Genomic DNA, 12193 nt, shown 5'->3' with positions numbered 1-12193 from the left:
TCGGTCAAGGAATTGGTCGGCAAGAGCGTGGCCCTCGGCAAGCAAATCTCGTCGGATGTGGTGGTGATTATCAATAACCTCGAACACCCAGGCCGTCTGGCTGACCTCGTGGCCAGTCACCTGGATCTGAAGATGGAACAGGCCCAGGAGGTGCTGGAACTGTTCGATCCGGTCCAGCGTTTGAAGCGAGTCAGTGAGCTGCTGAGCAAGGAGCTCGAGGTGCTCGAGGTACAGCATCGAATCCAGAGCCAGGCTCGGGAAGAGATGGACAAGACGCATCGGGAGTACTACCTCCGAGAGCAGTTAAAGGCCATCCAGAAAGAGCTGGGCGAGACCGACGACCGCAATCAAGAGCTGAAGGAGTTGGAGCAGAAGATCCGGAAGGCCAAGATGCCTGAAGCGGTCGAGTCCGAGGCGAAAGCGCAGCTCGGTCGCCTCAGTCGGATGCACCCCGATGCGGCGGAGGCTTCCGTCATCCGGACGTATCTCGACTGGCTGATCGAGTTGCCGTGGAATCGGCCGACCAAGGACAAGCTGTCGATCAAGCAGGCATCCAAGATCCTCAACGAGGACCACTACGACCTCGAGAAGGTAAAGGAGAGGATCCTCGAGTACCTGGCCGTTCGCAAGCTGAAAAAGAAGATGAAGGGGCCGATCCTCTGCTTCGTCGGCCCGCCGGGGGTGGGGAAGACCTCCCTTGGCCGCTCTATCGCCCGCGCCCTGGGGCGCAAGTTCATCCGGATCTCGTTGGGCGGCGTTCGCGACGAGGCGGAGATCCGGGGGCACCGGCGGACGTATATCGGGGCGCTGCCCGGTCGCGTCATCCAGGGAATCAAACAGGCCGGATCGAATAATCCCGTCTTTATGATCGACGAGGTCGATAAGGTCGGGGCCGATTTTCGGGGCGACCCCTCCTCGGCCCTGCTGGAGGTGCTGGATCCTGAGCAGAACTACAGCTTCAGCGATCATTACCTGGGTGTTCCCTTTGATCTTTCCAACGTGATGTTCATCTGTACGGCCAACCTTGCCGACCCGATCATCTCGGCATTGCGCGATCGACTGGAGATTATCGATATCTCCGGGTACACCGAGGAGGAGAAACTCCATATCGCCAGGCGCTATCTCGTTCCCCGGCAGTATCGGGAACATGGGATCGACGAGAAGCATCTGCTGATCACCGACGAGGCGATCCTGAAGATGATCAACGAATATACCCGCGAGGCCGGGCTCCGGAACCTGGAGCGGGAAATAGCCGCCATCTGCCGGAAGGTGGCTCGCCTCGTCGCGGAAGGACAAAAGGGGCAGACCAAGGTGACGGCGGCGGTTCTGCAACGGTTCCTGGGCGCGCCGAAGTTTCTGGCCGATCCGGAACAGGAGGCCGACGAGATCGGCGTCGCCACGGGCCTCGCGTGGACGCAGACAGGTGGGGAGATCATCTACATCGAATGCAGCATCCTGCGTGGCAAGGGCAGCCTCTCCCTTACAGGGCATCTGGGTGAGGTGATGAAGGAGTCGGCCCAGGCGGCGCTGAGCTATGCGCGGTCGCGGTCTGCCGATCTGGGGATCAAGGATGAGGTATTCACCAAGTATGACATCCATGTCCACGTTCCGGCCGGCGCGATCCCCAAGGATGGCCCGTCAGCCGGCATCACGATGGCTGTTGCGCTGCTGTCCGCCCTGACTAAGGTCCCTGTGAGGCGGGACGTGGCGATGACCGGCGAGGTGACCCTTCGCGGCAAGGTCCTGCCGGTCGGCGGGATCAAGGAAAAGGCGTTGGCGGCGCGAAGAATGGGGATTCACACGGTGGTGATCCCGGCGAGGAATGATAAGGATGTCAAAGAACTCCCTGCCAATGTCAAGCGGGGTATGGAGTTTGTATTTGTGGATCATATGGACCAAGTGCTCGAAATCGCCCTGACCAAGCGGACACGGGCCAAGCGGCGCCTCGCGGTGGCCCTCAGCGCCAAGCGTGGGGCGTCTCCTTCGACGGGGCTCAGGGCATACGCGCCGAGGCATGGGGATCTCGGTCCCCCCGTACGGGAGACGCAGTCCGATGTCTGATACCGGAACGGTCCGAATCGTTCCCTTGGGAGGCCTGGGGGAGATCGGATTGAACATGATGGTCGTCGAAGCAGCGGACGACCTGCTGGTGATCGATGCCGGGTTGATGTTCCCGGACGAGGAGATGTTCGGGATCGACCACGTCATCCCGGATATGAGCTATCTGTTTGTGCATCGGGAGAAGATACGGGCCGTGCTGCTCACGCATGGCCACGAGGATCATACCGGCGCGCTCCCTTACCTGCTGAACGAGATCAAGGTTCCGGTCTATGGTACCCGTCTCTCACTGGGGTTGGCGGCGGAAAAACTGAAGGAGGCGAATCTTCTGGTCGATGCCGACCTCAAGGTCGTTCGTCCTCGCGATCGTCTTCAGTTCGGTCTCTTTGAGGTCGAGTTCCTTCAGATCTGCCACAGTATTCCCGATGGCGTAGCACTGGCTATCGGGACCCCCAGTGGCATGATTGTACATACCGGCGATTTCAAATTCGATCAGAGCCCGGTAGATATCCAACTCACCGATTACCGGCGGCTTGCCGAACTCGGGGATGCCGGCGTGCTGGCCCTGCTCTCGGACAGCACGAATGCGGGCCGGGATGGATTCACGCCTTCAGAGCAGGTGGTGGGGCGGGCCTTCGACGCCATCTTTCGGGAGGCTCAGGGGCGCGTGATCGTGGCCTGCTTCGCCTCCAACATCCATCGCATCCAACAGATTTTCGATGCGGCCGCCGCCATGGGAAAGCGGGTGGCGGTGTGCGGGAAGAGCATGGTGGCCAATACGCGGATTGCAGCGGAGTTGGGGCGCCTCCGGATCCCCGATGACACGCTCGTGAGCCTGGACGAGTTGGAGCGCCTGCCGGTTGGCCAACGGGTGATCGTGACTACCGGGAGCCAGGGCGAACCGCTCTCCGCCATCGCCAGAATGGCTGTTGCGGAGCACAAACAGGTCCAGGTGTCGCCCGGCGATACCGTTATCTTCTCGGCGCGCGTCATCCCCGGCAACGAAAAATCGATTGCTCGAACGATTAACGGCCTCTACCGGCAAGGCGCTCGTGTCATCACCGAGGAGACGGCGGAGGTTCACGTCTCGGGGCATGCCAGTCGGGAAGAACTGAAGCTGATGCTGAATCTGACCCGTCCCACCTTCTTTGTGCCGATCCATGGAGAGTACCGCCATCTGCGCCTGCACGCCCATCTGGCACACGAAGTCGGGGTGCCTGAAGCACGGACCCTCGTGATCGAGGACGGCGATATCCTGGAGTTCGATGGCGCCGGCGCCCGGATCGCAGGCAGGGCGCCTGTCGGTCGGATCTTTGTCGATGGGAAGGGGATCGGCGATGTCGGGGACGCTGTCATTCACGACCGGCAGCGGCTGGCGCAGGAGGGGGTCGTAGTCGTAGTTCTTGCCGTCGATCACCAGTGCCGTAAGCTGGTGACAGGACCCCAGATCATCTGCAGCGGGTTCGTCCATGCACAGGATTCGAAAGCGCTTGCGGATGGCCTCAAAGTTCTGGTCTGCTCCGTACTGGAGAGTGCCTCTGAAGAGGAACGGGCCGATCTGCGCCTTATCGAGCAGCGGATCAAGACGGTGGCCAAGAAGCAATTGCAGAAGGAGATCGAACGGCGGCCAATGATCCTGCCGGTGATCATGGAGGTGTAATGAAGGAGGCGGGTGATGGCGACTGAAGGCATGCCGGAGTCGATGTCGACCCAAGGGGAGCCGCGTGGAGGAGATCGATCCCCGGGGACCCAGATCCTCACACATCCCAAGACGCACGAGGTGTTGGGTATCCTCGGGATCGCCGTAGCGCTTTTCCTGCTGGCAAGCCTGTTGTCCTACGATTTCCTCGATCCCTCGTTCTTCAACTCCGGAGGGGGTCCCGGGCATCAGGTGCACAATTATGGCGGGCGATGGGGGGCGGAGCTTGCCGGTGATCTTCTGGAGTTGTTGGGTATCGGCGCACTCGCCTTACCATTCTTTCTTGTTCTGTTCAGTTGGCGGTTTCTCAGTGCGAAGGCTACTCCCAGTATTATCTGGAAGCTGGTCGGGTGCGTCCTGCTGCTGGCGAGTCTGGGGTTGCTGGCCCAACTCTTCGCCAGGACGGGGCTGCTTGGCGGCGGAACCTGGGAACGCCCGGGCGGCTTTGTCGGCGAGGAGCTGCATCGGATCTTCAGTCCGCTGGTGGGCCGCGTAGGCCTGCCGTTGCTGGGACTCACGACCTTCGTCCTCGGTGTGGTGTGTCTGAGCAGTCGGCCGCTTTCTGGCCTCTCCCTTGGGTGCCGGAATGTGATCGAGCGGGTAGCGGCTCGCGTGAAGGAACGGCGAGCGGCGAAGGCGCAACTGCCGGGCCGGATCCGGCCGCCCTATACCCCTCCCGCGGATGAAGAACCTGAGGTTGAGAGCCGATCGACTCCCATCGTGGTGGTCGAGCCTATGCAAGTAGGGGCGGTTCGTGAACCGGCCCTGCGCCAACTTGAACCGTCGACAACTGATGATCTTACCCCCCAGGGGTCCTTTCCTTTTGCGATTCCGAGAGAGGGTTTTCAGACTCCGCCGCTCTCGTTGCTCGATCTGCCGACAGCGGCGGAGAGCGGGCTCTCCGATGAGGAGCGAGAGACCAACGCACAGATCCTTGAGCGCAAGCTGCTGGACTTCGGGGTCGAAGGGAGGGTCACGCAGGCGCAGCCCGGGCCGGTCATCACCCGCTACGAGATCGAACCCGGGCCCGGGATCAAGATCAACCGGATTGTGGCCTTGGCTGACGATTTGGCGTTGGCCCTACGGGCGCTCAGTGTGCGCGTCGTGGCGCCGATTCCCGGGAAAGCGGTGGTCGGCGTGGAGATCCCGAATCGTCGTCGCGCGCTGGTACACCTGCGCGAAGTACTGGCGTCCAGGGCATTCGAAGGGTCTGCTGCACACCTGCCCCTTGCCTTAGGGAAGGATATTGCCGGCGAGCCCTATGTGGTTGATCTGGGGCAGATGCCACACCTGCTCATTGCCGGGGCGACTGGTTCCGGCAAAAGCGTATGCCTCAATGCGCTCATTGTCAGCCTGCTGTATAAGGCCACAGCAGAACGTATACGTCTGTTACTGATCGATCCGAAGCGGGTGGAGCTCTCCGTGTATGATGGGACGCCGCATTTGGCTGAACGCGTCGTATGCGATCCGAAGGAGGCGGCGAAGCGGCTTCAGCGCCTTGTGATCCATATGGAAGGGCGATATAAACTGTTTGCCAGGCTCGGGGCCAGAAATATTGTCAGCTACAATCGGCTGATTCGAATTGCTAAGCGGGAAGGAGGCGGCGAGGTCTTTCAACCGCTCCCCTACCTGGTGGTGGTTATAGACGAACTGGCCGACCTGATGCTGACCGCTGCCGCCGACGTTGAGCGGGCCATCGCCAGGCTGGCGCAGATGGCCCGGGCGGTAGGCATCCATCTGATCGTGGCAACGCAGCGCCCTTCGGTCGATGTGATTACCGGGATCATCAAGGCCAATTTTCCGGCCAGACTCGCATTTCAGGTCTCTTCGAAGGTCGATTCCCGAACGATCCTCGATATGAATGGCGCCGAGCAACTGTTGGGCGATGGCGATATGCTGTTCATTCCACCCTCGAGTTCAAAGCCGCACCGAATTCATGGATCGTTCGTATCCGATATCGAGATTAAGCGTGTGGTCGACTTTCTGAAAGCGCAGGGGAAGGCCGAGGAGTTTCCGTGGTCGCTGCTGCCGGCCGAGGAGGAGCAGGAATCGGCAGGGAATGAAGACGACGAGTTGTACCGACAGGCGGTTGACCTTGTCGTTGCCACCCGTCAGGCTTCGATCTCCTTGATTCAGCGACGACTCAGAATCGGGTTCAACCGGGCGGCGCGCATGATCGAGCGGATGGAGCACGAACGGATTGTCAGTCGCGTTGAAGGGGGTGCGCCGCGGGAGGTCCTCGTTGAACAACGGAATCCGTAGTAGGGGCGACCAGCCGGTCGCCCCGACGGCGTGTGAGGTGCGGCGCTTGAAGTGCAAGATATCCAGTGTAGCGTTAGTTCTACTAGGTACGATCGTCTTAGGTAGCCCGCTCGCGTCCTTCTCTGGCTCCGCATCGGCTCCTGCGACCGCGCTCACAGCAGATGAGGTGGCAGACAAGGTTCAGGTAACCTACCAGGGATTTTCGGATCTTCAGGGGAGCTTCCTTCAGCGCGCCACGAACAGGCTGAGCGGGATGACCCAGGAGGCGTCAGGTCGGCTCTTCCTCAAGTGGCCGGGGAGGATGCGCTGGGAGTATGAGAAGCCGGAATCGAGACTGTTTCTGATCGACGGCAAGACCCTCTGGAGCTATAGTCCATCCGAGCGACAAGCCATGGCACAGGATGTGAGCGGCGTGCTCACGACGAGCCCCATCGGAATTCTGTTCGGGATGAGCAGCCTCCGGCGAGACTTCCAGGTCCGGCCTGTCGTTCACGCGGGGACCAGGGACAGTTCGGAGTCCCTCCTGGAGTTGACGCCCAAGGGGAAGGGCCTGTCCTTCAAGCGGGTGATCCTGGGGGTAGATCGGGAAAGCTTCCTCATTCAGCGACTGACGGTGTTTGATCTGTACGGCAACACGACGACGGTCGAGCTATCCAGACAGAAGGTCAACAGCGATCTGAAGGACGAGCTGTTTCAGTTCTCGCCACCGCCAGGGACGGATGTCGTGGCCCCCCTAAAGCCGTCTGTTCCGTAAACCAAAAGGAGATCGCGCATGGCCAATGAAGTGTCCTTTGATATCAGCTCAACGGTTGATCTGCAGGAGGTCGATAACGCCGTCCAGCAGGTGATGAAAGAGATCCAGCAGCGGTTCGATTTCAAAGGGAGCGCCTGTCGCGTCGCGCGGGACGATCAAGGTCTCCTGCTCTACGCCGACGATGCCTACAAGCTCAAGGCTGTGGCAGAGCTGCTGGAATCGAAGCTGGTACGGCGAAAGGTGTCTCTCAAGGCCCTTGTCTACGAAGCCCCGGAGTCGGCGGCGAAAGGGACCATTCGACAGCGGGCAACCCTCCAGCAGGGTATCTCCGCCGATAAGGCGAAGGAGATTACTAAGGCGATCAGGGCACTTGGTCTGAAGGTAGTCGCACAGATTCAGAGCGACCAGATACGGGTTTCGGCAAAGAGTAAAGACGATCTGCAGGCGGTTATCCAGGCGCTTCGAGCCGGCGATTTCGGCATCGACCTGCAGTTCGGCAACTATCGGTAACGTGAACGTCTGACACCCGGTTTCTCCTTGTGCGGCATACGAAATCGTGTGATATTCGTGACGTGGAAAGGTGTTATCTGCCTTGAGTGACAGCATGCCTGAACGTCGTGAAGCTGAGAGCAAGATGATCCTCATTATCGGAGACGGTGTCGATTCAGAACTCCGACTCCGTGAACTGCTCACGCGGCGAGGATTTTCGGTTCTGCAGGTCCCATCTAACCAGAAGTCGCTGGATCTTCTTACCGCCGATCGCGCCGAGCTGGTGGTCTTGGATATCGGGTCCTACGTTGCGCTGCAGCAGCGGGCTGATCGCCTGGCGGCGGTCAATCGATTGACCCGGGTGATTGGTGCCTCATTCGATCTCAGTGAGGTCTATCAAACATTTGCCGCAGAGGTGGGACGCCTGATTCATTACGATCGGATGACCCTCGCACTACAGAATGATACGGGTCTGGAGTTGAGGGTGCTTCGACTGGCGCCAGACCAGCCTGTCGCCGGGTGGCCTGAAGGCCTCTCTGGTAGGGGGGAAGGGACCGGTATCGGGTGGGTCATGTCTCAGCGACGCCCTCATATCGAGCAGGATCTGGCCGAATCGAAGCAATTCATGGAGGATAAGGCGCTGCTTAAGGGGGGAATTCGGTCCTGCATTCGCCTTCCCCTTATCGTGAAAGGAGAGGTGATCGGCGGTCTCTGTATGGATAGCATGACACCTCATCGGTATGGAGAGCAGGAGATCGAGCTTCTGCTGCCTCTGAGTGAGCAGTTGGCTATCGCCATCGAAACCGGTCGTCTGTTTCAAGAGACCAACAGGTTGGCAATAACCGATGAGTTAACCGATCTCTTTAACCATCGCCAGTTCTATCGCCAACTCGATCAGGAGTTCAGGCGAACTCAGCGGTACGATCACCCGCTCTCACTGATCATGCTGGATATCGATCTCTTCAAGCAGTATAACGACCTCAACGGTCACCTGGCCGGCGATGAGGCGCTTCGCCTGATTGCTGCCCGGTTAAAAAACAGCACGAGGGGCGTTGATACTGTTGCGCGATACGGAGGAGACGAGTTCGGCATTATCCTTCCGGAAACCGATCCGCGGCAGGCCTGGGTGCAGGCGGAACGGATCCGCTCTGTCGTGGAGCGCGACCTTCCGGGTGGACAGGGGACGCCTGAGCGCAACAGGCTTACCGTGAGCCTCGGCGTGGCGTGCCTCAGACCGGACATGAGCAAGGTTGAAGACCTGGTCCGGGTGGCGGACGAGGCGCTGTATCGCGCGAAGGCTGCCGGTGGTAACCGGACTTCGGTGTCTAAGTCGTGTGATCCGCCGTGCCCTTCGACAGATCCAGGACAAAGACGCTGAGGTCTCCAGGATCCCGAGGCCAGACGGCGGCTGCCGAACAGCCCGCTGGAGCGGGTCATGCAGTGGAGCATGAGGTGCGGGCTGAGATTCTCACGATTGGAACAGAGTTACTTCTGGGCCAGACCATCGATACCAATTCAGCTTCCATCGGCGAAGCGCTTGCGGCAGCGGGGATTGAGGTATGTTGGAAGAGTACGGTCGGCGATCACGAGGCTCGAATCAGGGAAGCGCTGCGTACCGCGCTCGCGCGATCCGAGATTGTGATCACGACGGGCGGTCTTGGTCCGACGGAGGACGATCTGACCTGTCGCGCCATTACCACTGAACTGCGTCGGCCGTTGATCCTCGATCAGACAATTCTGGAGTCGATCCGCCGCCGGTTTGCCGAGCGGGCCCTCGTCATGTCTAAGAACAACGAGCGTCAGGCCATGATCCCGGAAGGCGCGACGGTGTTGTCGAACCCCCATGGGACTGCTCCGGGCCTGCTCATTCACGTGGAGGACGGGCAGGTCGTGGTGGCGATGCCTGGCGTTCCCTCGGAGATGCGGGCGATGCTCAACGAGCAGGTGATCCCACGTCTTCGCAAGGCGTTCGGTGTGAAGTCGAGGATCCGCTCGCGTACCCTGAAAGCATGCGGCATCACGGAATCGGAGATCGATGAGGCCATCGCTGACCTGACCCGCGCCTCACGAAACCCAACGATCGCGCTGCTCGCCTACCCGGGAGAGATCCATATCCGGCTAACCGTGAAGAGCGAGTCGGAGACGGAGGGCGACCGATTGCTCGACGATCTTGAGACCACGATTCGCACGCGGCTGGGGGAGTTCCTCTTCGGGCAGGACGAGGAGCGACTCGAGGAGGTCGTAGGACAGCTCTTACTCGATGCAAAGGTGACCGTGGCCGTTGCCGAGTCATGCACCGGCGGGTTGGTATGTCACCGGCTGACCAATCTTCCGGGCAGCTCTACCTATTTTGTTCGTGGCGAGGTGGTCTACAGCAACGAGGCCAAAGAGCGTCTGCTCGGGGTACCGCGTGAGTTGATCGCAGCGCATGGCGCCGTCAGCCGCCCCGTTGCCCTGGCGATGGCTGTCGGGATGCGGCAGGTCGCTGGAACGGATCTGGCGCTAGGCATTACCGGTATTGCCGGGCCGGGTGGCGGCACCGCCACAAAACCGGTGGGTCTGACTTATATCGCTATGGCCTCACACGACGGCGTCACCTGCCGTGAGTACCGATTTTTGGGCAACCGGAAGACCAATAAGCTGCTCGCCTCCCAGAAGGCGCTCGACATCCTTCGCCGACACCTGCTGTCGTACCGCCATGCCGGACAGAACTGACTTTCAGCCTGTCTCAACGATTCGCGCTTTTATCGCCGTCAATCTGGATCCTGGCCTCAAAGCAGCTCTAGCCATGGTGCAGGACAGGCTCAAGGCTACCGGAGCCGACGTCGGATGGGTGCGGCCGGAAAACCTCCACCTCACGCTCAAATTCCTGGGGCAGGTTGAGGAGGATCGCCTCGACGCCATTGGGAAGGCAGTTGCTCAAGCGGCCGCCGGCTGTGGTCCGGTTCACCTGGTCTTTCAGTGTCTTGGCGCCTTTCCCCGGCCCCGCGAGGCCCGGGTCGTCTGGATGGGGCTGTCCCACGGTGCGGAGACGCTGGCAGCGCTTCAGGCAAGAATCGAGGCGGGGCTTGAGTCGCTCGGATTTGCGCGGGAGGCGCGTCCGTTCACTGCGCATCTGACGCTCGGTCGGGTGCGGGGTCCCGCGCACCGAGAGCAGTTGGCCCGAGCGCTCACTGGGGCGACCGCCGAGGCGCTGGGCGAGATGGTGCTCGACCGGATCGAGCTGATGAAAAGCGACCTGAGCGCTTCAGGCGCCCGCTACTCCATCCTGCAAAGCTTCCCGCTTGGCTGAGACCCCTTACCGCAGCGCAGTCCCGCGCAAAAGTACTTTCCAGCGCTCATCCTGATAGGGTATAATTCACATTCTAGCTTGTGTTCTTGAAAAGATCTCAACCGATAAGGGGAAATAAGGGGGAGACACGGCGATGCCGGCACAGCCGATGACAGTGCAGATCATCGATCAGATCAGGCCGATGATCTTCGATCTCGCCACCTGCTACCGCAAGACGCTTCGCGGTTGCCGCTACGCGGATATTCGCGTGCAGGTTGATGAAGGACAAGCGGCTGCGGCGGAGAACGGCGGGAGTAAGCACAGCACCAGGGACTATGGCTTTGCGGTCGGCATTCGCGCCTTATCCGGTAACGGGATGATCGCGCCGGGCTATTTCGGGCAATCGCTTGGCGCGGCCGACCTGGGCAGCCTGGACCGGGTCGTCAAGGAAGGACTCCGCCACGCGCATCATCGCGCCCTGGCCAACGCCGAGCGAAAGGCGGCAGCCCGGGTGGAGTTCGGCCCCATAGCCGACGCTCTGGGCAGCACAACCCTCGCCCCCATCGACATCCATCAGGATACCGTCCCCGCTCAGTTCGAGATCGACCCGCGCTCCGTCCCGCTGGACGAGCTCGTTGCACTGACGACTGAGATCTCCAAGAGCACCCTCGTACTCGATCCTCATGTCAAGTACACGTTTATCTCGGCCTTTACCCTGTTGACCCGGGAGTTGTTCTGCAGTTCCGAGGGGGCTAACATCGATCAGACCTTTGCCATGACCCAGGGGACCTGCTTTATCGTAGCCCACGGTAAGTCCGACACGCAGGAGCTGTACGATTACATGGGCCACCAGCGCGGCTGGGAGGTCTTAACCCAGGGAGCGCACGAGGAGTCCATTCGATTCCCGGATTTCCGAACCTTCTGTGCCAATCTCACGAAAGACGCGGCCAGCCTGTGCAATGCCAGGCCGCTTAAAGCCACCGATCACGAGGTCGTGGTGGTTACCGACCCTCACTACAACACCCTGACGGCGCACGAGATTGTCGGCCATCCGACTGAGCTGGACCGCGCGTTGAAATTGGAGACCTCCTACGCAGGCCGGAGCTGGCTGTTTCAGAACCTCCATGAGCATCAACTGGGCCAATCGATCGCCTCGCCTCTCGTCTCAGCCTTCTCCGATCCCTCCCTTCCCGGGTATGGCTACTATAAGTACGACCACGAGGGGACACCGGCCACGCGTGTGACGCACATCGACCGCGGCATCTTCACCGGCTTTATGAATAGTCGGCAGACTGCTGCCATTCTGGGCATTCCTCCGAATGGGTCGTATAAGGCAACCGATGCCTCGCTGGTCCCATTGATCCGAATGTCGAATACGGTGTTCGGTCCAGGCGAACGGGATCCCCAGGAGATTATCCGGGAGATCCCCCACGGCTACTACCTCGTGGGGCACCGGACTCCCTCGATCTCTGAATCGCGTGAGAACTTCCGAATCTCCGCGATGAAGGTCTACGAGATCAAGCAGGGACAGATTGGAGAGCTGTTCTGTAACGGCGGGATCATGGCCGATACCAAGGACTATCTGATGAAGGTGGATGCAGTGGGGAAGGACTTCCGCCTCTACCCGATCCCCAATTGCGGTAAGGGCCAGCCGATGCAG

8 protein-coding genes and 1 pseudogene are annotated in these 12193 nt (G+C 60.4%); all 9 read left to right on the top strand.

What is annotated here, in order from left to right:
• Positions 1 to 1968: pseudogene (gene lon / locus KGL31_06685) on the top strand (endopeptidase La).
• 85 nt (positions 1969 to 2053) lie between these two features.
• Positions 2054 to 3718 (top strand): ribonuclease J, encoded by a 1665-nt coding sequence (locus tag KGL31_06680; GenBank protein MDE2321589.1) that lies wholly within the window; start codon positions 2054 to 2056, stop codon positions 3716 to 3718.
• Positions 3719 to 3760: 42 nt separating this feature from the next.
• The gene (locus tag KGL31_06675) at positions 3761 to 6019 is read left to right on the top strand and encodes a DNA translocase FtsK 4TM domain-containing protein (GenBank protein ID MDE2321588.1); all 2259 of its coding nucleotides are present in this window, start codon (positions 3761 to 3763) and stop codon (positions 6017 to 6019) included.
• Between the two features lie 166 nt (positions 6020 to 6185).
• Positions 6186 to 6773, top strand: coding sequence for an outer membrane lipoprotein chaperone LolA (gene lolA / locus KGL31_06670; protein ID MDE2321587.1), 588 nt, complete (start codon positions 6186 to 6188; stop codon positions 6771 to 6773).
• An 18-nt stretch (positions 6774 to 6791) separates the two neighbouring features.
• Positions 6792 to 7283: a YajQ family cyclic di-GMP-binding protein gene (locus KGL31_06665; GenBank protein ID MDE2321586.1), complete on the top strand. Its 492-nt coding sequence runs from the start codon at positions 6792 to 6794 to the stop codon at positions 7281 to 7283.
• Positions 7284 to 7377: 94 nt separating this feature from the next.
• A complete protein-coding gene (locus KGL31_06660) occupies positions 7378 to 8640 on the top strand; it encodes a sensor domain-containing diguanylate cyclase (GenBank protein ID MDE2321585.1) in 1263 nt (420 codons plus the stop codon).
• A gap of 74 nt (positions 8641 to 8714) precedes the next feature.
• Positions 8715 to 9977: a competence/damage-inducible protein A gene (locus KGL31_06655; GenBank protein MDE2321584.1), complete on the top strand. Its 1263-nt coding sequence runs from the start codon at positions 8715 to 8717 to the stop codon at positions 9975 to 9977.
• Positions 9961 to 10554, top strand: a complete 594-nt coding sequence (gene thpR / locus KGL31_06650; protein ID MDE2321583.1) for an RNA 2',3'-cyclic phosphodiesterase — start codon at positions 9961 to 9963, stop codon at positions 10552 to 10554. Before KGL31_06655 ends, thpR begins: the two co-directional genes overlap by 17 nt.
• 133 nt (positions 10555 to 10687) lie before the next feature.
• Positions 10688 to 12193, top strand: a 1506-nt coding sequence (locus KGL31_06645; GenBank protein ID MDE2321582.1) for a TldD/PmbA family protein, incomplete at its 3' end; no start/stop codon positions are given.

This window comes from Candidatus Methylomirabilota bacterium (genome assembly GCA_028870115.1).
Classification (GTDB): domain Bacteria; phylum Methylomirabilota; class Methylomirabilia; order Methylomirabilales; family Methylomirabilaceae; genus Methylomirabilis.
This window is presented reverse-complemented; position numbering and strand designations above follow the sequence as displayed.

Excerpts from the sequence above, each read along its gene's own strand:
- KGL31_06675 (MDE2321588.1), top strand. The coding sequence starts at position 3,761 with ATGTCGACCCAAGGGGAGCCGCGTGGAGGAGATCGATCCCCGGGGACC.
- KGL31_06660 (MDE2321585.1), top strand. The coding sequence starts at position 7,378 with ATGCCTGAACGTCGTGAAGCTGAGAGCAAGATGATCCTCATTATCGGA.
- KGL31_06680 (MDE2321589.1), top strand. The coding sequence starts at position 2,054 with ATGTCTGATACCGGAACGGTCCGAATCGTTCCCTTGGGAGGCCTGGGG.
- KGL31_06665 (MDE2321586.1), top strand. The coding sequence starts at position 6,792 with ATGGCCAATGAAGTGTCCTTTGATATCAGCTCAACGGTTGATCTGCAG.
- thpR (MDE2321583.1), top strand. The coding sequence starts at position 9,961 with ATGCCGGACAGAACTGACTTTCAGCCTGTCTCAACGATTCGCGCTTTT.